A 25,978-nucleotide genomic window follows, 5' to 3' on the forward strand; every position below is an offset into this window, starting at 1 on the left:
TTCCCCACCCCGCGCTGGAGGACCGAGCGATGACCGCCGACCGCAAGGAACGGCTGAAGCAGGAGATGCTCCGCCGACTGACGGCGCAGCAGGACCGCAAGGACCGCGACCGGATCACCCGGGTCCCGCGCGACGGTGACCTGGCGCTGTCGTACGCCCAGCAGCGCCTCTGGTTCCTCGACAAGCTGGAACCGGGCCGGGCGGACTACAACTCGGGCTTCTGCCTGGAGCTGCTCGGCACTCTCGACGCGGGCGCACTCCGCAAAGCCTGCGCGGCGCTGGTCGCCCGGCACGAGTCGCTCCGCACGACCTTCCACGAGAAGGACGGCCAGGGTGTCCAGCGCGTGCACGCTCCCGACGCGGGCGAGACCCTGGCCTTCGAGGAGGCCGACGTACCCGAAGGGGACGAAGCGGCGCTCACCGCCGCGTTGGGGAGCCGCTACGCCCTGCCCTTCGACCTGGCCCACGGCCCCCTGCTGCGGGCGCACCTGCTGCGCGCGGGCGAGCGACGGCACGTACTGCTCGTGGCGATGCACCACATCGTCACCGACGGCTGGTCGATGGGGGTCCTGCGGGCCGAACTCGACGTCCTCTACCAGGCCGCCGTCGAGCACCCCGCCTGCACGGCCCCGGTCCTGGCGGCCACCGCCGGGCTGGCCGAACCGGCCGTCCAGTACCCGGACTACGCGGCCTGGCAGCGCGGGCGGCTCAGCGGCCCGCGCCACGAGCGGTCCCTGGACCACTGGCGGCAGAAGCTGAAGGGCGCCGAACCGCTGGCCCTGCCCACCGACCGGCCCCGGCCGGCGGTGCGGGGCACCGCGGGTGACTCGTACCGCTTCCGCCTCCCCCGGGCGACCGCCGAGGCCATGGGCCGCGCCGCTGAGGCGCAAGGCGCCAATCTGTTCATGGTGCTGATCGCCGGGGTCCGGCTGACGCTCTCACGCTGGACCCGTCAGGACGACGTGGTGGTGGGCACGGTCGTGTCCGGCCGCGACGACGCCCGGCTGCGCGACACAGTGGGCTTCTTCGTGAACACCGTGGCGCTGCGCGGACAGGTCGACGAACGGCGGTCCATGGGTGAACTGCTCACCGACGTGCGGGACGGGCTGCTGGCCGACCTCGACCATGCCGAGGTGCCCTTCGACGCGGTGGTGGACGCCGTACTGGACGAGCGGGACAGCTCGACGCCGCCGCTGGTGCAGGCCACGGTCGTACTGCAGAACCTCGACAGCGGGCAGCGGACCGGGCTCGGCGCTCTTGAGGTGAACGCCTACCCGCTGCACCGCGAGCACTCCGTCTTCGACCTGACCTTCGAGTTCCATGAGACACCCGAAGGGATCGACGCCTCACTGGAGTTCACCACCGAACTCTTCGACCGCGGCACGGTCGAGCTGCTGGCCCGCGACCTGTGCGCGGTACTCGCCGCGGCGGACGATCCGCGGCCGCTGCGCGACACCGAGCCGCACGGCGACCGTACGAAGGTGCTCGACGGCGGGGCGGGGCCCGAACCGCGCACGGTGGGCGAGCTGCTGGCCGCTCAGCGACCCGACGCCCTCGCGGTGATCGCCGCGGACGAGCGGCTCACCTTCGCGGAACTCTCCGACAGGGCCGGCCGCTTCGCCTCGTACCTGCGCGCACGGGGTCTGAGGCGTGGTGAGTTCGTGGGTGTCTGCCTGGACCGCGGCGCCGACCAGGTGGCCGCTCTGCTGGGCGCCATGCAGGCGGGCGGCGTGTACCTGCCGCTCGACCCGGGCTATCCCGCGGAGCGCCTCGCCTACGTCCTGGACGACTCGGGTGTCCGTACGGTCATCACCGACTCCGCCTCCTGCGGCTCGCTTCCTCCCACCGCCGACCGGATCCTGCTGGACGAGGCGCGTGCGGAGATCCTCGCCTGCGCGCCCGCGCCGCACACCGCCGCCGTCGCCGACGCCGCGTACACGATCTACACGTCCGGTTCCACGGGCCGTCCCAAGGGCGTGCTGGTCAGCCACCACGGCATCGCCGCCCTGGCCTCGGCGCAGGGCTCCCGGATGGACGTCGGCGAGGGAAGCAGGATGCTGCAGTTCGCCTCGCCCGCTTTCGACGCGGCGATCGCCGAACTGCTGGTCGCCCTGCTGAACGGCGCCACGGCCGTGGTACTGCCCCGGGAGCAGTTGCGCGGCGAAGGGCTGGCGCGGACCCTGAGCGGCTACGGGATCACCCATGTCACGCTGCCTCCCGCGCTGCTGCCCAGCCTGACCCCCGAAGACCTGGGGCCGGTGCAGGCGCTGCTGGTGGCCGGCGAGGCCTGCGCGGGGGAACTGGTGGCGGCGTTCTCCGTCGGCCGCCGCATGTTCAACGCCTACGGGCCTACCGAGTCCACCGTATGCGCCACCATGAGCGCGCCGCTGACGGGCAGCGGCACCCCGCCGATCGGCACCGCGATCGAGGGTACCCGGCTGTACGTGCTGGACCGCTGGCTGCGGCCGGTCGGACCCGGCGTACCCGGTGAGCTGTACATCGCGGGTGACGGCCTCGCCCACGGCTACTGGCGGCGAGCCGACCTGACCGCCGAGCGGTTCGTCGCCGACCCGTTCGGCACGCCCGGCAGCCGGATGTACCGCTCGGGCGACGTGGTACGCCGACGGGCCGACGGCGAGCTGGAGTTCCTCGGCCGTGCCGACTCCCAGGTCAAGATCCGCGGTCATCGCATCGAACTCGGCGAGATCGAGGGAACCGTGCTGCGGCTGCCCGAGGTGGCCCAGGCCGTGGTCGACGTACAGGGGACGGGGGCCGGGCGCAGGCTGGTGGCGTACGCCGTGCCGGCCGAGCCCGGTTCCCTCACCGTCGACTCGCTGCGCGAGCGGGCCGCGGCCCTGCTGCCCGACCACATGATGCCGTCGGCGTTCTGCCTGCTCGACGCGGTGCCGCTGACGTCCAACGGCAAGGTGGACCGCAAGGCGCTTCCCGCCGTGGACTGGGCAGGACAGTCCGACGCCGGCCATGTGTCCCCCCGTACCGCCACCGAGGAAGCGGTGGCCGCGATCTGGTGTGACCTGCTCGGCCTGGAGAAGCCGGGGGTGCACGACAACTTCTTCCGGGTGGGCGGCGACTCGATCGCCAGCATCCGGCTGCTCTCGCGGATCGCCGACGTCCTCGGCGTGCGGCTGGCGCCGCGGAGCGTTTTCGACCGGCCGACGATCGCGGGCCTGGCCGGGCTGCTGGACGGGGCGCCCACCGCCGCGGGCGCGGCTGAGCGGATCAGCCCGGCGCCGCGCGACGGCGCGTTGCCGCTGTCGTACGCCCAGCGGCGGCTGTGGTTCCTGGACGAGTTCGAACCGGGCGGCTCCGAGTACAACTCGGGCGGTGCGCTCCGGCTGACCGGGCCGCTGGTCACCTCCGCGCTGCGGGCCGCCCTCGACGCCCTGACACACCGGCACGAGTCGCTGCGCACGTCGTTCGCCTCGCGTGACGGCAGTCCCGTCCAGGTCGTCCACCCGCCTGCGCCCGTCCCCCTGCCCATCCTCGATCTGACCGGTCGCGAGTCCGAACTGGACGCGCTTCTCGGGGCACGGGTACGGGAGCCCTTCGCGCTCGGTGACGGCCCTCTGCTGCGCCCCCTGCTGGCCCGGCTCGGCGGCGAGGAGCACGTTCTGCTGCTGTGCATCCACCACATCGTCACCGACGCCTGGTCGATGGCGGTCATCACCCGCGAACTCGGCGACCTCTACTCGGCCGCGCTGCGTCACCCGGACGCCGGGCCCGCCGAGCTGGCCGGGCACGCCGGCCTGAGCGACCTCCCCGTCCAGTACGCCGACTTCGCGCTGTGGCAGAACCGGCTGGAGGAAGCGGAGGCGTTCAGGGCCTCACTCGCCCAGTGGCAGCGGCGGCTCGCCGGGGCTCAGCCGCTGGAGCTGCCGACCGACCGTCCCCGGCCCACGGTGCGCGGCACGAGCGGTGCGGTGTACGAGTTCACGGTCCCGGCACACGTACTGGAGGGGCTGCACCGGCTCGGCCGGGCGCACGCATGCACGCTGTTCATGACCCTGACCGCCGCAACCCAACTGCTGTTGTCGCGGTGGACCGGGCAGGACGACGTCATCGTCGGCACCGTCACCTCGGGACGCGAGCGCGCCGAGCTGGAGAACATCGTCGGGTTCTTCATCAACACCCTGGCCCTGCGCACCCGCATCGACGAGTCGGTGACGGTCGCCGGACTGCTCGCCGACGTACGGGAGACCGTGCTGGAGGCGTTCGAGCACGCCGACGTGCCCTTCGACCGGGTGGTGGAGGCGGTGGCGCCCGAGCGCGACCCCGCGCGCCCCACCCTGGTCCAGGCCGTCGTCGCCCTGCAGAACGCACCCGGCCAGACACCGCACCTGGACGGGCTCACCCTGCGCGAGCAGCCGCTGGCGCGTGAGCACTCGCTGTTCGACCTCAGCCTGGACTTCGGGGAAGTGGACGGGCAGTTGCTCGGCGCACTCGAGTACAACACCGAGCTGTTCGAGGCGGAGACAGTCGAGCGCTTCACGGCCCAACTCGTCCGCCTGTTGGAACTGCTGACCGAGGACGCCGGCCGCAGCCTGCGCGAACTGGTCCCGCTCCCGGACGGAATGCGGCAGTCCCTGCTGGCCGCCGCTACCGGCCCTGCCCTCCCCGCCACCGGCGACCACGCGCTGAGCGCCCTGACCGCCACCGCCGCCGCGCACCCCGGGCGGGCCGCCCTGACCGCGGGCGGGGTCACGCTTTCCTACGGGGAGCTGGAGGCACGCGTCAACCGGCTGGCGCGGCATCTGATCGCGTCCGGCGTCGGCCCGGGCGAGCAGGTCGCGCTGGTGCTTCCGCGTACAGAGCACGCGGTGACCGCCGTGTTCGCGGTGCTGCGGACCGGGGCCGCCTACGTGCCCATCGACCCGGCCTACCCCGACGACCGGATTCGGTCGATCATCGGCCAGAGCCGCCCGCACAGCGTCCTCACGGTGGAGACCAGTGCGGAGGCATTGTGCGAGCTGCTCGGCAGCGGTATCGAGGTGCTCTCCGTCGACGGACCGCTGGAGGCCGCCCTCGCGGCTCTGGACGACGCCCCACTCGAGGACGCCGCGCGGACGGCTCCGCTCGCCGACGTGCATCCCGCCTACGTGATGTACACGTCCGGGTCCACCGGCGCCCCCAAGGGAGTGGTGGTCAGCCACGGCAGCCTCCGGGCCATGATCGAGGGCTACCGTACGGTCGTCCTCGACGCGCTCCCGGACCCGACGAAGCCGCTGCGGGCCGCGCACATCGCGGCCTGGTCCTTCGACGCCTCCTGGGATCCGCTGGTGTGGCTGCTGCACGGCCACCACTTACACGTGATCGACGAGCGGACCCGACTGGACGCCGAGGAGCTGTGCCGCTATCTCGACTCGCGCCGTATCGACTACTTCGATGCGACCCCGTCGTATCTGACGCAGCTGGTCGCTGCCGGCCTCCTCGACACCGGCCGGCACCGACCGCAGGTGATCACGGTGGGAGCGGAAGCCCTCGACGAGGCTCTGCTCGCCCGGATGCGGGCGACGGGAGTGCGCGGCTACAACTTCTACGGACCCACCGAGAACACCGTGAACAGCGTGTACTGGCCGATCCGGGAAGGGGAGCGGCCTCTGATCGGGCGCCCCATGCCAGGCGTACGGACTCACGTCCTGGACTCGTCCCTGCGTCCCGTGCCGCCCGGCGTGCACGGCGAGCTGTACCTCGGCGGGGAGGGCCTGGCCCAGGGCTACGCGGGACGTCCCGACCTGACGGCCGAGCGGTTCGTCGCCGACCCGTTCGGCCCGCCCGGCAGCCGGATGTACCGTACGGGCGACCTCGTGCGCTGGACGGCAGAGTACGAGCTGGAGTTCATCGGCCGCACCGACTCCCAGGTCAAGATCCGGGGCTTCAGGATCGAGCTCGGTGAGATCGAGGCCGTCATAGGGGCGGTGCCCGGTGTCCGGCAGACCGTCGTAGTCGTCGACGAGACGGTGCCGTCGTCGGACGACGGTGTGGACTCGCCCAGGGTGCGGCGGCTCGTCGCCTATGTGGTGGCCGAGCAGGTCTCCAGCCGTGGGATCAGGGCGGCCGCCGCGGCCGCCCTCCCCGAGTACATGGTCCCGGCCGCCGTCGTCCTGCTGGACGAGCTCCCGCTCAACGGCAACGGAAAGCTCGACCGGCGGGCACTGCCCCAGCCCTCGCACGATGCCTTCGCCGACACCGCCTACACGGCGCCCCGTACCGAAACCGAGCGGACGCTCGCCGCTGTCTGGGCCGCGCTGCTCGGCGTGGAACGGGTCGGAGTCGAGGACAACTTCTTCGAACTCGGCGGCGACTCGATCCTCAGCATCCAGATGGTCTCCCGGGCCCGGAAGGCCGGCTTGGAGCTGACGTCGAAGGATGTGTTCGTACGGCAGACCGTGGCAGGTCTGGCCGCGGGGCTGGACGGCGCCGGCGCGGAAACCGGGTCGGGCGGGGTGCTGGCCGAGCAGGGCAGTGTGACGGGCGAGGTTCCGTTCACCCCCGTACAGCGGTGGTTCCTGGAGAGCCATCCGCTGGCGCCCGAGCACTTCGACATGTCGCTGCTCGTCGAACTCGCGGACGATGTCGATCTCTCCCTGCTTCCGGACGCTGTCGGCTCCCTGCTGGAACAGCACGACATCCTGCGGCTGCGCGCTGTCCGGAACGGGGAGGACGACCGATGGACGCAGTACATCGCTGCCGGCGAGGAGACGGGGCGCGTCTGGCGCAGCGTCGATGTGTCCGCGCTGGACGATGCAGGCGTCGAGCAGGCGATCACGGAGGCGGCGAACCGGGTGCGGTCCGCGGACCGGCTGGCCGAGGGTCCGCTGTTCTCGGTCACGGCTTTCGACGGTGGCACCGGCCGACGCTCACGGCTGCTGCTCAACGCCCATCACCTGGTCGTCGACGGAGTCTCCTGGAGGGTGCTCCTGGAGGATCTCGCCGCCGCCTACGAACAGCTGGCGGTGGGCAAGGCCCCGGACCTCGGCATCAAGACCACGTCCTTCCAGCAGTGGGCGACCCGGCTGACGGAGCACGCGGCGGGCGGGGGCTTCGACGCGGAGGTGGACCACTGGGCCGGTGTACTCAAGGGAGTGCCGGCCGGGGTGCCGGTCGACCACCCCGGTGGCGCCAACGTCGTGGGCTCCGAGGATCAAGTCACCTCGATGCTGTCCGGGGAGCACACCCGGCTGCTGCTGCAGCGGGTGCCAGGCATCTTCCGCAGCCGTGTCAACGACGTTCTCCTCGCCGCGCTGGGGCGTGCCCTCGTGCGGTGGACCGGATCGTCCCGGGTGCCGGTCGAGCTGGAGGGGCACGGCCGCGAGGAGCTGTTCGACGACGTCGATCTCTCCCGCACGGTCGGCTGGTTCACGACGGTCTACCCGGTCGTCCTCGACCTGCCGGGCGACATGGACGGGAAGGCCCCTGACTGGAAGAAGACCGTTTCCGCTGTGAAGCGACAGCTGCGCCAGGTGCCCCGCAACGGCATCGGCTTCGGCGCACTGCGGTACGCGGGGACCGATGGACAGCAGGCCCCGCTGAGGGATCTGCCGGCCGTTCCCGTCTCCTTCAACTACCTCGGCCAGTTCGGGGGTGAGGACAACGGGAGCGGTCTCTACCACCGCTTCCTGCAATCCCCCGGCGGGGACCACGCGCCCGGCGAGCTGCGCACCAACCTGCTGGACGTGACGGGCAGCGTGACAGGGGACCGGATGACCTTCTCCTGGACCTACTCGACCGCCCTCCACCGGCGCGAAACCATCGAAGAACTCGCACAGGCGCTCACGGACAACCTGTGTGAGATCGCAGAAGCCGCTTCCGCAGCCAGAAAGTAACCCAGCGACCGAGCAACCGAGCAACCGACAGCGGGCGACCGCAGACAAGGAATCACCACCATGAGCAACCCCTTCGAGGACGAGAACGCCACCTACCTGGTTCTGGTCAACGCCGAGGGACAGTACTCCCTGTGGCCGTCCTTCGCCGAGATCCCGGCCGGCTGGGAGACCGCCCTGCCCGAGTCCTCGCGTGCCGAAGCCACCGAGTACATCAGCACCCACTGGACCGACATGCGCCCCAAGAGTCTGGTTGCGGCCATGGGCGGCTGACGCCGACGAAGGCAGCAGGGACGGGCCCCGGCATCGCCGGGGCCCGTCCCTGCTGGTCTGCTTGGTCTGCTTCGGGGCTATTCACGCACGCCGATGGCCTCCACCGGCCGCGTACGCAGGGCCAGCCGCGCGGGAACCATCGTCGACAGGACGCCGAGGGTCACCGTGACCCCGACGACCGCTACGAAGAGCAGGGGTGAGCCGGCAGGGTACCCGCGGCCGAGCAGGCCTATGCCCAGCAGAGCCAGTGGCAGGGCGGCCATGACGGTGCCCAGTACCACGGCGATCGTGCACATCAGCAGGGCCTCCCACCTCAGGGTGCGCAGCACCTGCCGTCGCGTCATGCCGATCAGGCGCATCAGGGCCAGCTCGCGCGAGCGACCCGCGGTCGCGACGACCAGGGTGTTGACGACGGCGATGGCGATGTAGACAAGAATCATCGCCAACCCGATGAGGTTGATCCAGGCGGCGAGGTCGGCTTCCTCCCGAACCCCGGCGGAGAAGCCGTCCTGGTCCGCCACCGACACCGTCGGGTAGCGCTCGGACAACGCGCGCAGGGCCGCTCCCACCGCCGCCCGGTCGGCGTCGTCGCGTGTCTTCACCAGCAGCTGCCCGGGGGCGCCCGTAGTCGTGTGCCCCGTGAGGACGTCCTGGGGGACCGTCATCTCGCCGAAGCCCATGCCCCGTTTGTACGTCGCTACGAGCTCGAGCTTGGTACGGGCACCGTCGCCGAGGTAGAGATCGACCGAGTCTCCGATCCCGAAGCCCAGCATCATGGCCTCGGAGCGCTCCATGGCCAGCGCCGCGCCCCGCAGGTTGCCGATGTCGCCGTCGACGACATCGAGGTCGATGGTGCGCGAGAGCTCCTCCGGGGTGACACCGCGGACCGAGAAGCCGGCCAGTTCGCGGTCCTCGAAGAAGTCGACCGCCCGGAACGCCTTGCTGGTGGTGACCGTGGTGGTGACGTCCACCCCCGCGGTCTGCCGGATCTGTTCGACCACAGCGGGGGCCAGTCCGCCCGAAGAGGCGTCCGCCACCACGTAGTCGGCGCGCAGCCCCGACTGGACCTGATGCGTGGAGGCGGAGGAGAGGGTCGTCTGGGTGTACACCGTGGTGACGGTGAAGCCGATGGCGAGCACCAGCGGCATGACGGCGGCACTCATCCGACGGGCCGCCGCCGCGCTGTTGGACACGGCGAGGAAGCCGCTGACCCGAAGAGTCATGAGCGGCAGCCCGATCGTCCGCACCAGGACCCGGACCACGAGCGGACCGACGAAGGCGATTCCGACCAGGCCGAACAGCGCCGCGCTGCCGGTTCCCGCCGCACCGATCTCGTTGTGTATCGCCAGCGGCATCAGCGCCGAAAGCGTTCCCATGCCGAGGAACAGCAGGCCCAGGAGGACGCGCCAGAAGGGCAGCCCCTTGCGCTCCACGGCGGCTTCTCCGAGTGCGTCCACCGGGTTGATGCGCGCCGGGCGGTGGGCGGCGATGAGTCCGGCCACCACGGCCGTCAGCACGCTCAGAACCGCCGCGGTCACCAGAGCGGAGGGGCCCACGACGAGGGGAAGATCGTCCGGGATCGCGCCGAACCGGGCGAACAGGCCGCGCAGAAGATCGGCGACGGCCACTCCGGGCACACAGCCGAGTACGCCCGCGACCAGTGAGACGAGCAGTGCCTCGGCCAGGACCAGCTTGCGGATCTGCCTCGGCGTGGAGCCGATGGCCCGCAGCACGGCGAACTCCCGGAGCCGCTGGTTGACGGAGAGCCCCAGGGTGCCCGCGACGACGAACATGGCGACGAGCGCCGCCGTTCCGCCGAAGGACAGAGCGACGAGCAGGAGCAGCCCGCTGGAGGCGCCGATGTCGTCGAACTCGAGGCGGCTCCTGTCGTTTCCGGTGTACGCGACCACCTCGGTGCCGGTGACGGCCTTCTCGATGCGGTCGGCGGCAGTCCCGGCGCTGACGCCGTTCTCGGTGAGCACTCCGATCGCGTCGTAGGCAGCGGGGTGCCCGGAGAGGCCGGCCGCGGTGTCGGTGGCGAAGAACACCGCGCGCTGGCGGCCGAGTTCCGTGCCGCCGGTAAGCGTGGCGATGCCGGAAACCCGGTATTCGGCCGGGACGGCGTTCCTGACGATCCGTACGGCGCCCCCGACGCGCGCTCCCGCGGCCCTGGCGGCGGCGGCGTCCAGGACGACGTCGGAAGCAGAGGCCGGAGCCTGACCGTCGGTGAGCTCGAACGGGCCGAGCACCGCGGCGTCCCAGCCATGTCCGTACGCGGCGGTGCCGACGCCCTGCACCGAGACGGCGAAGCTGTAGTCGCCGACCGCGCGCTCCACCCCGGCAACGCCGGCCACGCTCTGGAGGGTGGCCTGGTCCAGCCGGACCCGTTCGGGCAGTTGCTCGGAAACGGTGATGTCTCCACCGGGTATCCGAAGCGTCTGGTTGCCGCCGACCACCACGTCGGCACCGGCGAACCGTTCGGGCCGTACCGAGGTACGAAGCCCGGACTCGACGAGGATGCCGGAGGCGGCCAGGACCGCGGTACCGCACAGCAGGGCGACGAAGGAACCGAGGAAGGCCGCCTTACGGGCTCGCAGGGTCTTCCACGCGATGTCGAACACGGTCACCTGCCCCCGAAGTGCGCCATGCGCTCGGCGACGGTCTTGGCCTCGGGGCGGTCCATCCGCTCGACGAGCCTGCCGTCGGCGAGGAAGAGCACGCTGTGCGCGTACGAGGCCGCGACCGGGTCGTGCGTGACCATCAGCACGGTCTGCCCCAGATCGTGCACCAACTCCCGGAAGAGCCGGAGAACTTCCTGTCCGGTGTGCGAGTCGAGGGCGCCGGTGGGCTCATCGGCCATGACCAGGTCGGGCCGGTTGATCAGAGCACGCGCAATCGCCACCCGCTGCTGCTGCCCGCCGGACAGCTCGGACGGGCGCTTCCTGAGCTTTTCGGCGATGCCCACGCGGCTGGTCACCTCATCGAACCAGGCACGGTCCAGGGGCGTGCCACTGAGCCGCAGCGGCATGGTGATGTTGTCCCGCACGCTCAGCGCCGGCAGCAGGTTGTACGCCTGGAAGACGAAGCCGATCCGCTCACGGCGCAGCCGGGTCAGTTCGGCCTCCCGCATCCCGGACAGCGGAACGCCGCCGAGCAGCACCTGTCCGCTGGTGGGGCGGTCAAGCCCGGCCGCGCAGTGCAGAAACGTGCTCTTACCCGATCCGGACGGCCCCATTACCGCAGTGAAGCTCCCCCGCGCAAGGTCTACGGAAATACCCCGAAGGGCTTGCACCGCATTTCCGCCGGAGCCATAGTTTTTGGTTGCCTCGCGCATACTCAGCGCGAAACCTTCGTCTGTTCCGAATTTCATGGAATCACCGAACAAGAGGAACCCCCGCTAAATGTCGCCGGGACGCTACCATGCCGCCGTGAAGGGTGACAAGGCACATTCAGGCACACCTTGGCACCTCCATTCGAATACTTCTGGAAAGTTTGAAATCGGCCCGGCCGGGACAGATGTCGGGTACTTGGCCGTCTCCGCTGCTTCGTCGGCCACCTCCTGGCTCCTGCTTCCATTCCTTGCCCTTTCCTGGGTCGCTTCTGCCGCGGGAATGCGCACGAGTTTTGTCCCCACTCTGCTGAGATGGCGGAAAGAGCAGGGCGAGAAGGAACTGAGCCGCGGAATTTCCTTATTCGCGAGAAGGGGTATGCCTGCCCCGCCCGGGCGCCCGGTTCCGTACCGGGAGGACATCAGGGCGGTCAGACGTGAACTCACCAGGGCCGCGGCCGACTGCCTGGCGGGGCTGCTCGCCGCGGTCTTCGTGCTCACGCCGGCCCTGCCGGCCGTGGCATGTGCCACGACTCCGCTGTGGTGGTGGCTGCTGCCCGAGGACATCGTGGTCAGCCCCGCGTTCTTCGGCGTACGCGATTGGACGACGGCACTGCTGACCCCGCCGGTCGCGGTGATCCACGTGGCCGTCCTGCTGCGCCTCGCACCGTACGTGGCCCTGCTGCACGCCCGTGTCACCCTCCGGCTGCTGACCGGCGGCGGCACGGCCGGGCTGGCCGTCCGACTCGCCGAGGTCACCACCTCACGGGCCGAAGCCCTGGACGCACATGCCGCCGAACTCCGCCGGATCGAACGCGCCTTGCACGACGGCACCCAGAATCGCCTGGTCTCCGTACGGCTCCACCTCGGCATGGTCGAGCGGCTGCTGGACGGCGATCCGGACCAGGCCCGCACATTGATCCGACTCGCCCGCTCCCAGGCCGACGAGGCCCTGGCGGAACTGCGGAGCATCGTACGCGGCATGTACCCGCCGGTGCTGGCCGACCGCGGTCTGGCCGGGGCGATCACGTCGCTCACCCTGCGCTGCCCCGTCCCGTGTGTCGCCGAGACCGACGACCTGGTCCGCATACCGGCCGCGGTGGAGGTGGCCGTCTACTATTCGGTCGCCGAGGCGCTCACCAACGCGGTCAAGCACGGCGACGCCTCACAGGTGAGGATCTCCGTGCGCGCGGAAGCCGGGACCCTGCACGTGGTGGTCACCGATGACGGCCGGGGGGGCGCGCGGGAGGTGGCGGGTGGCGGGCTGGCCGGGATCCGGCAGCGGGTCGCCGCCTTCGACGGGGCGACCGAGGTGCTCAGCCCTTCCGGGGGGCCGACGACGATTCGGATGGAACTGCCGTGCGCGTACTGATCGTCGAGGACGACGCCCTGCTCAGGGCGGGTCTGGAACTTCTGCTCAGCACAGAGGGCCACGAGGTGGTCGCGGCTCTGGACCGGGCGACGACCCTGACCGATACCATCTCCTCACTCGCACCCGATGTCGTGGTGCTCGACGTCCGGCTGCCCCCGTCCTACCGCGACGAGGGGCTCAGGGCCGCGGTGGAGTTGCGTGGGGCACGCCCCGGGTTCCCGGTGCTCGTGTTGTCCGCCTACGTCGAGGACGCCTACGCCGTCGAACTCCTCGGGGACAACGCCTGCGGCATCGGCTACCTGCTCAAGGACCGCGTGGGAGACGTGCCCGAGTTCATGGCAGCTCTTCACCGTGTCGCCTCGGGCGGCACCGTCCTGGATCCCGAGGTGGTCTGCCAGGTCGTCGGCCGGCATCGTGGTGCGGGCCCGCTGGACCAGCTCACCCCCCGTGAGCGCGAGGTCCTCGGGCTGATGGCCGAAGGGCACGACAACGGGCGGATCTGCGAACTGCTGGACCTGTCCGCGCCTGCGGTCGGCAAGCACATCAAGAACATCTTCACCAAGCTCGACCTGCCTCCGACGGGGACCGGCCACCGCAGGGTACTCGCGGTGCTGGCCTTCCTGAACGGGTGACAGCGGCAGATCAGGTACCGGACCCGGCAGTCAGTTCCCGTACGGCCTCGTCCTGGGAGAGACACTCGCCTTCCCGCACCAGGTGCCGGAACTCCGTTTCGCCGAGCCGCGCGACGAGTTCCCCGGACAGGTCCCGCACCTCGGCACTGCCCAGGTCGGCGCCACCGCGCAGCGCGGTGGCGACCCCCAGGAGCCGGGCGGCCCGGTGCGGCAGCCCTTCCCTCCCCACGACTGCGGCCATCAGCTCAGCCACGGTCGCGAGAAGCCACATGTCGGCCAGCGACAGGGCATGGCGCAGCGCCTCGTCCGCGGCGCCTCGCGCCGCGGCGTTCTCCTCCTCCGTGAGCTCCAGTGCCGCGACTCTCCGCAATACCTCGATGTGCAGGAACTCCTTGTCGAACATGGCGTCGTCGAGCAGCCGCAACGCCTTGGAGAGGTGCTCACGCGCGATGCCCGGCTGTCGCCGGCAGGTGGCCAGTTCGCCGAGACCGGCGGCCACCAGGGCCTCGTGCTCGGGCAAATGCTGCCGGGCCCGCAGAGCCTGGTGAAGACTCACCTCCGCAGCGTCGTACTCGCCGGATCGGAGTTGCTCGACACCGAGCCGGATCTGGATCTGCGCGATGTCGCCGGCGGAACCGACGAGCTCGGTTGCCGCCCGAGCCTCATGCAGCAGCGCGACGGCGTCCGAGGTGTCCCCACGCAGGGCGGAGAACCGGGACAGTACGCACGTCAGCTGGCCGGTGGACCACTGATCGCCCAGCTCCCGGAACGACTCCAGAGCCCTGCGCAGACGCCGTTCTCCCGTCGCGACGTCACCCGTGGACTCGGCCACGAAGCCCAGAGCCGCCTGACCGCACGCCCTGGCCCAGGCGTCCGGGTGCAGGCAGGCCCGGTCGGCGCTGCGCTCCATCTCCTCGTAATCGCCCACGGTCTGCCAGCATTTGGGTTCCAGAAGAGCCATCAGGAGATGACCGGCCATGGCATCGTCGTCCCGGGCCCGCCGGGCCGCCGCCACGATCATCTGCGACCGCTCCTCGTCGACCGGTGTCGGCAGCACCAGACGCAGGGTGGTGAAGACCGCCGCCGCGCCGACCGGGAGGCTGTCGCCGAACGCCAGCAGTTCGGCACACCAGTCGTCCGCCTCCTTGTAGCGGCCGCGCATCACCCAGTACCAGCTCAGGGCCAGGCCGATCCGGACTGCCGCGTCCACGTCCCGGGCCCCCACGGCCAGCCTCAGCGCCAGGAGGATGTTGGTGTGGTCCGCGTCCAGCCGCGCGATCCAGCGCGGTTGGTCCGCGCCGCGCAACCGGTCGGCGGCGTGCTCCGCCAGGCCGAGGAAATAGCGGCCGAACGCGGCCTCGGTGGCCTCTTCCTCACCTGCCTCCGAGAGACGCTGCCTGCAGTACACGCGTGTGGTTTCCAGCATGTGGTAGCGGGTGTCGCCGTCGCCGGTCCGCCGCAGTTGCAGCAGCGACTTGTCGGCGAGCGAGGACAGCGTGTACGGAACCTCGTCCTCCGCGAGGTCGCCGCCCGCGGCCCCCGCGCCCATCGCAGCCGCCGTATCCACGGTGATGCCGTCGCCGACCACCGAGAGCCGGCGGGCCAGCATCTGCTCGGGAGCGGTGAGCAGCTCCCAGCTCCAGTCCATCGTGGCGCGCAGGGTGCGGTGGTGTGCGGTGGCCGCGTGGCTGCCGCCGGTCAGGAGACGGAACCGGTCCGCCAGGCGTTCGTTGACCTGCTGGAGTGACATCGAGCGGAGCCGGGCCGCCGCCAGTTCGATCGCGAGCGGAAGCCCGTCCAGCTTGCGGCAGATGTCCGCCACGACAGCCCGGTTGTCCGCGGTGAGGGCAAAACCGGACTGGGCCAGGCCCGCCCGGTCGCAGAAGAGCTGGACAGTGGCGCAGTTCTCCCCCTCCTCCGGGGAGTCGGGGATCTGCAAGGGACCCACCCGGAACAGGACTTCTCCCGTCACCATCAAAGGTTCGCGGCTGGTCACCAGGATGCTCAGCCGTGGGCAGCCGGCCAGCAGCTCCGAGGCGAAACGGGACACCTCGGCGATCACGTGCTCGCAGTTGTCGAGGATCAGAAGCCTCGGGTGAGCGGACAGGAAGGACGTCAACTGGCCCGACCGGCCGCGCCGGAGCGGCGACTGCTCGAGCAACGGCGTGTCGGGAAGCCCCAATGCCGCGGCGACGGACTCCGCGAGGTCCCGGCCCTCGCGCAGCGAGGCGAGTTCGACGAAACACACCGGATGAGCCGTCTGGGAGTCCAGTCGCGCGGCGAACTCGATGGCGAGCCGCGTCTTTCCGACGCCGCCGGGCCCGTACAGGGTGATGAGCCGGCATGCGGGCAGGAGGGCCGTCAGCCGCCCCAGCTCGTCGGTACGGCCGACGAACCGGCTGATGGGTATCGGCAGGCCGATGGGCGAGGAAATCGAGGAAGTCGAGGAGAACGTGGGAGACGGGCCGGACGCGGTCGCGAGGCGGGCAGCCGGCGGTGCCGGCTCGTTTCCCGCCCGTACGATGGGCTCCTGCCGCACGGGCGGCGCCTCGGTCAGCACGTGCGTGTGGATGCGCCGGAGTTCGGCCGACGGCACAGCGCCCAGCTTCTCGGCGAGCGCGGCCCGCAGGCGCTCGTAGGCAGTGAGCGCCTCGGCGGGGTTCCCCGAGGCGTGGAGCGCCCGTATCAGAAGGCCCGCCGACCGCTCCCGCAAGGGATGCTCGTCCGTAAGCACCCGCAGCTCATTGAGGACTTCGGCGCCCTTGCCGAGTGTGAGGTCCGCCTCGATGCGGGCCTCGAGCGCGGTCAGCCGTATCTCTTCCAGACGGACCGTGGCCTGCCGGGCAAACGTGGTGCCCGCGAACTCGGCCAGCGGCGTCCCCCGCCACAGAGTGAGCGCCTGCCGCAGGGTCGCCACCGCCTGCTCGGGCTCGTTGTTCCTCAGCAGCGCGCGGCCGGCGGCGGTGAGACGCTCGAAGTGGTGCACGTCCACCGCCTCCGCGGCGACGGCGAGCTGATAGCCGCCGGGCCCCGCGATCACCCCGGCCTCTGCGTGACCGGCCTGCCGCAGGGCATGGCGGGCTCGGGAAACCAGCCGGTGCAGGGCGTTGATCCCGCCCGCGGCCGGCGGCTCGTCCTCCCAGAGGTCCTCTATCAGGGTGTTCGTGGGGATGAGCTCGGAGGGGTTCAGCGCCAGCCGGGCCAGGAGCATGCCGACTCGGCGGCCACCCAGAGGTATCGGCTGCGGGTGTTGTCCGTACAGCTCGAAAGAGCCCAGCAGGAAGACACGCATGACAGCAGTATTGTCGCTAACCCTGAAAAATCGATCACGAATGTGTGATGAGCTCTGCCTCACGGTCGTCGGACGGACCAGCAAGCCGGTGCGCACAGTTCGGGCACCACAGCCGGGCCGGATCCGCCGGGGAATTGAGCATCATGGCCCCCAGCGGCGTCACCTCGTGCAGCACGCTGTTCCCGTTCCGGATGGTGGCGATCAGGCCTGAACCGCGCAGCACCGATGCGTGCTCGCTGGCTGTGGTAACCGAGATGCGCAGGGCGCCACTGAGCTCGCTCGTCGATCGCGGCCTGGTGAGCTGGGACAGCACAGCCGCCCTCGTCCGGCCCAGCAGCTGCGGCAGTAATCGGGGCGGTCGCTGGGTGTCCTTCACCAAGGTCCCGGAGGCGAGGCCGTGGGGGCAGACGGGGAACACCATGAGATGGGTGGGCCGTTGCTCAATTGCCTGGTCCGGGGAGGGCGACTCGGTGAACCGGCTCGGCAGAGTGACGAGCCGCGGCGCACCCCGGTGGAACACCGAGGGCAGGAACGCGAGCCCGCGGCCGTCGAGGTAGACCTCCCGGTCGGTTCCGTCGGCGACACTGAGCGTCTCCGCCGCCCAACTCGCCCTGTGCTGCATCCGTTCGAGGGTCGTCGCGAGGCCGTGGTCCGCGACCATCTCCGAGTAGCACCTGCGCATATCGCGCAGAAGCCCTTGGACGCTCGCCTGATACGGGGTGACACACGCCTTCCTGAACTCGGACAGCGCGGTCAGCGCCCGCCGGGACTCCTCCTCGGCCGGCGCCTCCGTACCGTCCGGCCGGTCATGGCCGGCGAGGAGAAGCGGGAGCAGATCCCCCTGGAGCTCCCGGGCACGCTGCAGGTCGGGGTGGCGGAAGGGATGGGCCCTCATCCAGGCCCGCGCCTGGGAGATCCACGGGGTGGCCCGGCCGTGGGGCGGAGGGCCCGCCAGGAGTTCGAGAGCGAACAGGGCCTCGGCTTCCTGGTGGCCCGCGGGTGCCATGTGAGTCTTGGCGATGTCCTCATGAGTGAAGTGCACGTTCAGCACGATTTTCCCCTACTGGCTTGTCCGTCATGCACGTGCGGTAACTACATCGTCTCAGCGCGTCCGGCGCACGTACGTACGCACGCCCAACGGGAAGAGAACGAGGAACAAGGCTCCCATCCAGGCGAGGCTGATGAGCACCGGTCCCGTCGCCTCGCCGCCGAGCAACAGGGCCCGGGTCGCGTCCACGAAGCGGCTCACAGGGTTGACCTCGACCCAGGTACCCAGCCAGCCGGGCATGCTCTCGGCCGACGCGAAGATGTTGCTGCCGAAGGTCAGGGGAAGCACCAGCGCCATGGTGATACCCGGAACGGCCTGCGGCTTCTCGGCCACCATGCCGACGAGCACGGACAGCCAGCACATGGTGAGGCCGCATCCGATCGACAGGAGTACCGCGAGAAGCACGGCGCCGACGTTGGTCTGTACGCGGAATCCCATCGCGAAGGCGAGCGCCAGCAGGGCCACCAGCGCGAGAACGTAACGCAGCACGTCGCCGAGTACGGCACCCACGAGTGGGGCCGAGCGGGCAATGGGCAGGCTGCGGAAGCGGTCGAACACACCCTTGACGATGTCCGTGTTCAACGCGAGACCGGTGCCCACGCTGGCGTACAGGACGATCTGGATCATCAGCCCCGGTACCAGGGGCTGCAGGTACGACTGCCAGTCACCGGCGATCTCGCCTCCGAAGAGCAGGGCGAACACCACGAGGAAGAGCACCGGCTGGATGATCGTGTCCACCAGTGTCGCGGGGGAGCGCAGGAGGGAGCGGACGTTGCGGCCGGCCAGGGTGAGGCCGTGCCCGACACCACGCCTCAGCCCGATGCGCGGGACAGCGGTCGGTTCGGTGACGGCACTCATGCCGCACTCCTGTCAGTTGCGGCGGCGACGTCGGCCTGCTCGGCGGGCTTGCCGGTGAGGGCGAGGAAGACGTCATCGAGACTCGGCAGGCGCAGGGCGAGTTCGTCCAGCGCGATGCCCAGTTCGTCCAGTCGTCGTACGACAGCGGACACCAGCACGGGGTCGTCGACCTGGGCGGTGATCAGACCGGTGTCCTCATTCCCGGACAGCGAGGCTTCGGTGAGCTGCCTGAGGACGCTCATCACCTCCGGTACGTCCCGTCGATCCGCGGGGCGTACCTGCAGCGTCTGACCGCCGGTCCGCTTCTTCAGTTCGTCGGGCCGGCCCTCCGCGACAACGCGGCCGTGGTCGATCACCGTGATCCGGTCGGCCAGTCGGTCGGCCTCTTCGAGGTATTGCGTGGTCAGCAGGATGGACACGCCTTCGCGCGCCAGGCCCTGCACGATGTCCCAGACCTGGTTGCGGCTGCGGGGGTCGAGGCCGGTGGTCGGCTCGTCCAGGAAGAGCACCTCCGGACGGCCGACGAGGCTGCTCGCGAGGTCGACCCGGCGTCGCATGCCGCCCGAGTAGGTCTTCACCGGTCGTCCGCCCGCCTCGGTGAGCGAGAAGCGCTCGAGCAACTCGGCCGCACGCGCCCGGGCCTGGCCTTTCGGCATCTCGAGGAGGCGGCCGATCAGCACGAGGTTTTCGAAGCCCGTGAGGTCTTCGTCGACCGAGGCGTACTGCCCGGTGAGGCCGATCCGCCCGCGTACGGCCACTGGCTGGCGCACGACGTCGTAGCCGGCGACGACCGCCGTGCCCTCGTCGGGCCGCAGCAGGGTCGCGAGGATGCGTACGGTCGTCGTCTTGCCTGCGCCGTTCGGGCCGAGCACACCGAGAATGGTGCCCGCGGGCACGGCCAGATCAACGCCGGCCAGCGCCGTATGTGACCCGAACCGTTTCACCAGACCCTCTGCCTGGATCGCAAGTGTCATGAGCCCTCCTTGGGGTGAGAAGAGCATCGTCAGCCGCCCCTCTGACAACCGGCCGACAAGACACTGACAGGCAAAAAGCGGTGCTGCGCTGGCGGGCGAGCCGGAGGAGTACCCGGGTGCGAGTCCTGCCGCGGGCGCATGGGCGGTCGTAGTAGGTCCGGAACCGGGGTCGGCGTTCATGCAGGCGAGGGCGGGTAATACTTTCTTCATGCCCTCACGTATTACGCGCGTCCGGCGGGCCACCGTACGGGACGCGAAGCGGCTCACCACGCTGGTGCGGACTTCCCGCGCCTACGAGGGTCCGTACGCCCCGATGGTCGCCGGGTACCGGGTCGGGCCCGACTACATCGAGGCGCACCGGGTCTTCGTGGCCGTCGGCCCCGACGACCGGGTGCTCGGGTTCTACGCCCTCGTGCTCGACCCGCCGGAGCTCGACCTGATGTTCGTCGCCGACTCCGCCCAGGGGCTGGGCATCGGCCGCCTGCTCGTCGCGCACATGCTCGGCGAGGCGCGCGACGCGGGGGCCGGCAGCGTACGCGTGGTCGCGCACCCGCCCGCCGAGGGGTTCTACCTCGGCGTGGGCGGCGAGCGGACCGGAACCGAGCCCGCCAACCCGCCCGCGGTGATGTGGGACCGCCCGGAACTCACCATTCCGGTCGGCTGACGCCTTCCGGCGGGCGGACTTCGTTCCGATCGCGCGGCCATTCGGAGGACTCTCGGGAACCGAGCGGGCCGCGCAACCGTTGGCGGGATGGGCAAAGAGATCGTCAAAGGGCGCGGCCCGCGCCGGATTGAGCAGGGATCTTCATGGGTGTCAGTCTCTCCAAGGGCGGCAACGTCTCGCTCTCCAAGGAGGCCCCCGGCCTGACCGCTGTCATGGTGGGCCTGGGCTGGGACGTACGCAGCACGACCGGGACCGACTTCGACCTCGACGCCAGCGCCCTGCTGCTCGATGTCAACAGCAAGGTCGTCTCGGACCAGCACTTCGTCTTCTTCAACAACCTCAAGAGCCCCGACGGCTCCGTGGAGCACACCGGTGACAACCTCACCGGTGAGGGCGAGGGTGACGACGAGCAGATCAAGGTCAGCCTCTCGACGGTTCCCGCCGAGGTCGACAAGATCGTCTTCCCGGTGTCGATCCACGAGGGCGAGAGCCGCGGCCAGAGCTTCGGCCAGGTGCGCAACGCCTTCATCCGGGTCGTCAACCAGGCGGACAACAACGAGCTCGCCCGTTACGACCTCTCGGAGGACGCCTCGACCGAGACCGCCATGGTCTTCGGCGAGCTGTACCGCAACGGCGCGGAGTGGAAGTTCCGCGCCGTCGGCCAGGGGTACGCCTCGGGCCTGCGCGGCATCGCGACGGACTTCGGCGTCAACATCTGATACGCGTCGCAGGGCTGTCCGCGCCGGCAGGTCCGGCCCGGACAGCCCGGTCCGGCGGGTACGCCGCCTTCCCGCCAGTCCGACCAGTCGGTACGGTCCGTTCCCAGAGATCCGGAGATCCGGAACCCGGAGAAGCCGACTGCCGCCTGGAGGGCCCGATGAACCAGCCCGTGTCCCACCCCCCGTCCGTACCGCAGATCCACGGCCACTGCGACGACCGGTTCGCCGCCGTGCGCACCGCGTTCGAGGAGAACTTCCGGGAGCGCGGGGAACTGGGCGCGGCCGTGACCGTGCGGGCCGGCGGGGAGACCGTGGTCGACCTGTGGGGCGGCTGGGCCGACGCCGCGCGCAGCCGGCCGTGGGAGCGGGACACCGTGGTCAACGTGTGGTCGACGACCAAGGGCCCGACGGCCCTGTGCGCCCACCTCCTGGCCGACCGCGGGCTGCTCGACCTCGACGCCCCGGTCGCCTCGTACTGGCCGGAGTTCGCCGCCGCCGGCAAGCAAGCCGTTCCCGTACGCCACCTCCTGTCGCACCGCGCGGGGCTGGCCGGGCTGCGCGAGCCGCACTCCCTCTCCGAGCTCTACGACTGGGAGCTGACCTGCGCGCGGCTGGCGGCGACCGAGCCCTGGTGGGAGCCGGGCACCCGGTCCGGCTACCACGCGATCACATACGGTTTCCTCGTGGGCGAGGTGATCCGGCGCGTCACGGGCCTGCTGCCGGGCGAGTTCCTGCGCCAGGAGGTCACCGGACCGCTCGGCATCGGCTTCACCGTGGGTCTGCCGGAGCGGGAGGCCGGCCGGGCCGCCGAACTGGTGCCTTCCCGGAGCGTGCCCGCCGATGAACAGGTGGCGCTGTTCGCCGCCCTGGAGCCGGTCGCGCGTGCGGCCCTGCTCAACCCGGCCACCGGCGCGGCCCAGGCCAACACCCCCGAGTGGCGGGCCGCCGAGATCCCCGCCGCCAACGGCCACGGCACGGCCCGCGCGGTGGCCGCCCTGTACGGGGTGTTCGCCGAGCGCGGCCGCTGCGGTGAGCACCGCGTGCTGTCCCCCGAGGCCGCCGAACGGGTCCGCGAGGGGCAGGGCAGCTGCCGGGACCTGGTGCTCGGCCCGGGTCTCGGCCGCGAGATGGAGGTCGGTCTGGGCCTGTGGCTGAGCGGTCCGAGCGGATCGTACGGGCCGAACCCGCGCGCCTTCGGCCACGACGGCTTCGGCGGGTCCTGCGGCCTCGCCGACCCCGAGGCGGGCATCGCCATGGGGTACGTCATGAACCGCATGGGCCCCCACATCGCCGACGACCCGCGCAAGATGGCGCTGGTGGAAGCCGTGTACAACGCCCGGTGACCGCTGGTCCGCGCCCGGTGACCGGCGGAGCGCGCCCCGTGTACGGCGAGGCGCGCCCGGCGTACGGCGTCCGGCGGAGCGGCTCCACCGTGACGTTAGATTGGGGACGGCGACGGTACGGGAGCGCGACACGGCGACGAGAGGCCACCGGGCGTGGACAGCAAGCACATGCGGATCGGCGAGGTCGCCACCAGGACCGAGCTGTCCCTGCGGACCATCCGCCATTACGAGGAGACCGGCCTGGTCACGCCGTCCGCGCGCTCCCAGGGCGGCTTCCGCCTCTACACCGAGACCGACGTCGCACGCCTGATGGTCGTACGCCGCATGAAGCCGCTCGGTTTCACGCTGGACCAGATGCGGGACCTGCTGGACGCCACCGACCGGCTGGACGCACCGGAGCCGCCGGCGGCGGACGTGCGGGAGGCGCTGCTGGAGCGCGTGCGGGGGTACGAGCGGGCCGCCGCCGAGCGCGTGAGCGATCTGCGGCGGCAACTGGAGCGGGCCGAGGAGTTCGCCCGGACGCTGCGCGAGCGCACCTCACGGGTGGAGCGGGTGGAGCAGGCGGAGCGGGTGTAGCCGAACTAACACCGACACTCTTTATGCAACTTGTTGCACAACACGTCCCGGGTGGACTACACATTGCGGCATGAGTCCGACGACCGAGACCGCGTATCCGCACCTGCTGAGCCCCCTCGACCTGGGCTTCACGACCCTGCCCAACCGCGTACTGATGGGTTCGATGCACGTCGGACTCGAAGAGGCCGAGCGCGGCTTCGAGCGGATGGCCGAGTTCTACGCGACCCGGGCGCGCGGCGGCGTCGGCCTCATGGTCACCGGCGGCATCGCCCCCAACGACCGCGGCCGCCCCTACCCCGGCGGCGCCAAGCTGACCACGCCCGAGGAGGCGGCGCAGCACCGGCAGGTGACCGACGCCGTGCACCGCGAGGGCGGCAGGATCGCGATGCAGATCCTGCACTTCGGGCGGTACGCCTACCACCCCGACCTCGTCGCCCCCAGTGCGATCCAGGCCCCCATCAGCCCGTACACCCCGAACGCCCTGACCGGCGCCGAGGTCGAGCAGACCATCGAGGACTTCGTCCGTGCGGCGGAGCTGGCCAAGTCGGCGGGGTACGACGGCGTGGAGATCATGGGGTCCGAGGGCTACCTGATCAACGAGTTCATCGCCGCTCACACCAACCACCGCGACGACCGGTGGGGCGGCTCGTACGAGAACCGCATGCGCTTCCCCGTCGAGATCGTGCGCCGGGTGCGCGAGCGCGTGGGCCCGGACTTCATCCTCGTCTACCGCCTCTCGATGCTCGACCTGGTCCCCGGCGGCTCCTCGCTCGACGAGGTCATCACACTCGCCCGCGCGATCGAGGCGGCCGGCGCGACCATCATCAACACCGGCATCGGCTGGCACGAGGCCCGCATCCCCACCATCGCGACCTCCGTGCCGCGCGGCGCGTACGCCTGGGTGACCAAGCGGGTCATGGGCTCGGTGGGCATCCCCCTCGTCACGACCAACCGCATCAACACCCCCGAGCTGGCCGAGGAACTCCTCGCCGACGGCTGCGCCGACATGGTCTCGCTCGCCCGGCCCTTCCTCGCCGACCCGGACTTCGTCGCCAAGGCCGAGGCCGGCCGCGCCGACTCCATCAACACCTGTATCGGCTGCAACCAGGCCTGCCTCGACCACACCTTCAGCGGGCTCATCACCTCCTGCCTGGTCAACCCGCGCGCCTGCCACGAGACCGAGCTGGTCCTCTCCCCCACCCGCCGCCGCAAGCGCGTCGCCGTCGTCGGCGCCGGGCCCGCCGGGCTCGCCTGCGCGGTGACGGCGGCCGAGCGCGGCCACACCGTGACGCTGTACGACGCCTCCGACGTGATCGGTGGTCAGCTCAACATCGCGCGCAGGGTGCCGGGCAAGGAGGAGTTCAACGAGACGCTGCGGTACTTCCGCAACCAGCTCGACGAGCACGGCGTCGACGTCCGCCTCGGCACGCCCGCGACCGCCGAATCCCTGACTGCCGCCGGATACGACGAGATCGTCCTCGCCACCGGCGTCACCCCCCGCGTCCCGGACATCGAGGGCATCGACCACCCCAGCGTCATCAGCTACCTCGACCTCCTGCGCGACGACGCGAAGGCGGGCGACCGCGTCGCCGTCATCGGCGCGGGCGGCATCGGCTTCGACGTGGCGGAGTTCCTCACGGACACGTCCACGGGCGCCGGCGACGCGGCGAGCCTGAGCCCCGAGGCCTTCTTCGCCCAGTGGGGCGTCGACATGGAGTACGGCGCGCGCGGCGGCCTCCGGGCTCCGGTGCGCGCCCCGCAGACCCGTACCGTCCACCTGATCCAGCGCAAGGCCACCAAGGTCGGCGCCGGACTCGGCAAGACCACCGGCTGGATCCACCGCACCGAGCTCAAGCACCGCGGCGTCACGATGGTCGCGGGCGCGGCGTACGACCGTATCGACGACGAGGGACTGCACGTCACGGTCGACGGCGAGCGGCGGCTGATCCCCGTCGACACGGTCGTCCTGTGCACCGGCCAGGAGCCGCGCCGCGAGCTGTACGACACGCTGCTCGCCGCCGGGCTGCCGGTGCACCTCATCGGCGGCGCGGACGTCGCGGCCGAACTGGACGCCAAGCGCGCGATCCGGCAGGGAACGGAACTCGCGGCCGTCCTGTGACGGGGGCCCTGCCTAGGATGCGCTCATGTCCCTCCCGCACGCCATCCTCACCGCCCTGCTCGAAAAGCCGTCGTCCGGGCTGGAGCTGACCCGCAGGTTCGACAAGTCCATCGGCTACTTCTGGTCCGCCACGCACCAGCAGATCTACCGCGAGCTGGGCAGGCTGGAGGAGGCCGGTGCGATCCGGGCCCTGCCGCGGCCGGACCAGCCGACGCGGGGACAGAAGAAGGAGTACGAGGTCCTGCCGGCCGGGCGTGACGAACTGGCCGCGTGGGTGGGGAGGATCGAGGACCCCAAACCGATCCGTGACGCCCTCCTGCTGCGCCTGCGCGCGGCGGGAGTGGTGGGCACGCAGGGCCTGGAGGCCGAGGTGCGGCGCCATCTGGAGCTCCACCGCGCGCAGTTGGCGGAGTACCGGGCGATCGAGGAGCGCGACTTCGGCGACGGCAGGGGCAGCGAGGGCGACCGGCTGCGGCATCTCGTCCTGCGCGCCGGGATCGACCTGGAGAACTTCTGGCTCGGCTGGCTCGAAGCGGCGCGGGCCGAGCTCGCGGACATGGGCACGGGCGCAGGCATGGCGGCGGATGTGCGGACGGGCCCGGAACCCGCCCCCTGAGCGGGGGCCGGGTTCCGGGCCCGTACCGTGCGGCGGCGTCAGCCCTTGTTCTGGGACGCCCAGAACTCGTCGAAGGTGAGCTTGCCGTCACCGTCGGAGTCGTGGGAGTTGATCACGGCCTGGGCCACCGTCTCGGTGACGTAGGGGTCACCGAGCTGCGCCATGACGCTCTTGTACTCGACCGCCGAGATCGTCCCGTCCCCGTTGATGTCGTACCGCTCGAAAGCCTTGCGCGCCGACTCGATGTCCGCCACTGGATCCACCCCTTCTGGTGCTGATCAGAACCCGGACAGATTATCGGTCCGGCGGACGGTACCGGCGGG

The 25,978-nt window shown here is 70.9% G+C and carries 17 protein-coding genes; 10 read left to right on the forward strand and 7 right to left on the reverse strand.

Annotated elements, in window-relative coordinates; genetic code table 11:
- The first annotated feature begins 29 nt into the window (after window positions 1-29).
- Both ABD374_RS07455 and ABD374_RS07460 read left to right on the forward strand, forming a co-directional pair.
- Entirely contained in the window at window positions 30-7,844 is a 7,815-nt protein-coding gene (locus ABD374_RS07455) for an amino acid adenylation domain-containing protein (RefSeq protein WP_344492625.1), read from the forward strand.
- Between the two features lie 60 nt (window positions 7,845-7,904).
- Entirely contained in the window at window positions 7,905-8,114 is a 210-nt protein-coding gene (locus ABD374_RS07460; RefSeq protein WP_344492628.1) for an MbtH family protein, read from the forward strand.
- A gap of 77 nt (window positions 8,115-8,191) precedes the next feature.
- Here the strand turns inward: ABD374_RS07460 and ABD374_RS07465 are convergent, their stop codons facing one another.
- Window positions 8,192-10,735 (reverse strand): ABC transporter permease, encoded by a 2,544-nt coding sequence (locus ABD374_RS07465; protein WP_344492631.1) that lies wholly within the window; start codon window positions 10,733-10,735, stop codon window positions 8,192-8,194.
- A 2-nt stretch (window positions 10,736-10,737) separates the two neighbouring features.
- Window positions 10,738-11,484: an ABC transporter ATP-binding protein gene (locus tag ABD374_RS07470; protein WP_344492965.1), complete on the reverse strand. Its 747-nt coding sequence runs from the start codon at window positions 11,482-11,484 to the stop codon at window positions 10,738-10,740.
- A gap of 337 nt (window positions 11,485-11,821) precedes the next feature.
- Between ABD374_RS07470 and ABD374_RS07475 the strand changes: the two genes are divergently transcribed.
- Together ABD374_RS07475 and ABD374_RS07480 are read left to right on the forward strand one after the other, a co-directional pair.
- On the forward strand, window positions 11,822-12,814 hold the full coding sequence (locus tag ABD374_RS07475; RefSeq protein WP_344492634.1) for a sensor histidine kinase: 993 nt from the start codon (window positions 11,822-11,824) through the stop codon (window positions 12,812-12,814).
- Complete coding sequence (locus ABD374_RS07480; protein ID WP_344492637.1) at window positions 12,802-13,446, forward strand: response regulator; 645 nt, start codon at window positions 12,802-12,804, stop codon at window positions 13,444-13,446. The genes ABD374_RS07475 and ABD374_RS07480 overlap by 13 nt, the downstream gene beginning before the upstream one ends.
- 10 nt (window positions 13,447-13,456) lie before the next feature.
- Here the strand turns inward: ABD374_RS07480 and ABD374_RS07485 are convergent, their stop codons facing one another.
- Genes ABD374_RS07485 through ABD374_RS07500 form a run of 4 tightly spaced genes read right to left on the reverse strand, consistent with a single transcriptional unit; the run spans window position 13,457 to window position 19,618 of the window.
- Complete coding sequence (locus ABD374_RS07485; RefSeq protein WP_344492640.1) at window positions 13,457-16,738, reverse strand: AfsR/SARP family transcriptional regulator; 3,282 nt, start codon at window positions 16,736-16,738, stop codon at window positions 13,457-13,459.
- A 34-nt stretch (window positions 16,739-16,772) separates the two neighbouring features.
- Window positions 16,773-17,780: a winged helix-turn-helix domain-containing protein gene (locus ABD374_RS07490; RefSeq protein WP_344492643.1), complete on the reverse strand. Its 1,008-nt coding sequence runs from the start codon at window positions 17,778-17,780 to the stop codon at window positions 16,773-16,775.
- A 60-nt stretch (window positions 17,781-17,840) separates the two neighbouring features.
- Window positions 17,841-18,644, reverse strand: a complete 804-nt coding sequence (locus ABD374_RS07495; protein WP_344492646.1) for an ABC transporter permease — start codon at window positions 18,642-18,644, stop codon at window positions 17,841-17,843.
- Window positions 18,641-19,618: an ATP-binding cassette domain-containing protein gene (locus tag ABD374_RS07500; protein ID WP_344492649.1), complete on the reverse strand. Its 978-nt coding sequence runs from the start codon at window positions 19,616-19,618 to the stop codon at window positions 18,641-18,643. Before ABD374_RS07500 ends, ABD374_RS07495 begins: the two co-directional genes overlap by 4 nt.
- A gap of 208 nt (window positions 19,619-19,826) precedes the next feature.
- On the opposite strand from ABD374_RS07500, the gene ABD374_RS07505 reads away from it, so the two are divergent.
- The 6 genes from ABD374_RS07505 to ABD374_RS07530 all read left to right on the forward strand — a co-directional run bounded on the left by ABD374_RS07505 (window position 19,827) and on the right by ABD374_RS07530 (window position 25,655).
- Window positions 19,827-20,282 carry a GNAT family N-acetyltransferase gene (locus ABD374_RS07505; protein ID WP_344492653.1) on the forward strand — a complete coding sequence of 152 codons (456 nt, stop codon included), beginning with the start codon at window positions 19,827-19,829 and terminating at the stop codon, window positions 20,280-20,282.
- A 143-nt stretch (window positions 20,283-20,425) separates the two neighbouring features.
- The gene (locus ABD374_RS07510) at window positions 20,426-21,001 is read left to right on the forward strand and encodes a TerD family protein (protein WP_028813823.1); all 576 of its coding nucleotides are present in this window, start codon (window positions 20,426-20,428) and stop codon (window positions 20,999-21,001) included.
- A 158-nt stretch (window positions 21,002-21,159) separates the two neighbouring features.
- A complete protein-coding gene (locus ABD374_RS07515; RefSeq protein ID WP_344492657.1) occupies window positions 21,160-22,344 on the forward strand; it encodes a serine hydrolase domain-containing protein in 1,185 nt (394 codons plus the stop codon).
- Between the two features lie 153 nt (window positions 22,345-22,497).
- Window positions 22,498-22,920, forward strand: a complete 423-nt coding sequence (locus tag ABD374_RS07520) for a MerR family transcriptional regulator (RefSeq protein WP_344492659.1) — start codon at window positions 22,498-22,500, stop codon at window positions 22,918-22,920.
- 70 nt (window positions 22,921-22,990) lie between these two features.
- The gene (locus ABD374_RS07525; RefSeq protein WP_344492662.1) at window positions 22,991-25,039 is read left to right on the forward strand and encodes an oxidoreductase; all 2,049 of its coding nucleotides are present in this window, start codon (window positions 22,991-22,993) and stop codon (window positions 25,037-25,039) included.
- A 25-nt stretch (window positions 25,040-25,064) separates the two neighbouring features.
- Window positions 25,065-25,655, forward strand: a complete 591-nt coding sequence (locus tag ABD374_RS07530; protein WP_344492665.1) for a PadR family transcriptional regulator — start codon at window positions 25,065-25,067, stop codon at window positions 25,653-25,655.
- 38 nt (window positions 25,656-25,693) lie between these two features.
- On the opposite strand, the gene ABD374_RS07535 is transcribed toward ABD374_RS07530, so the two are convergent.
- The gene (locus ABD374_RS07535) at window positions 25,694-25,909 is read right to left on the reverse strand and encodes an EF-hand domain-containing protein (RefSeq protein ID WP_093798949.1); all 216 of its coding nucleotides are present in this window, start codon (window positions 25,907-25,909) and stop codon (window positions 25,694-25,696) included.
- Between the last annotated feature and the right edge of the window lie 69 nt (window positions 25,910-25,978).

Origin of the sequence: Streptomyces enissocaesilis (assembly GCF_039533765.1) — a bacterium.
Taxonomy (GTDB): Bacteria; Actinomycetota; Actinomycetes; order Streptomycetales; family Streptomycetaceae; genus Streptomyces; species Streptomyces enissocaesilis.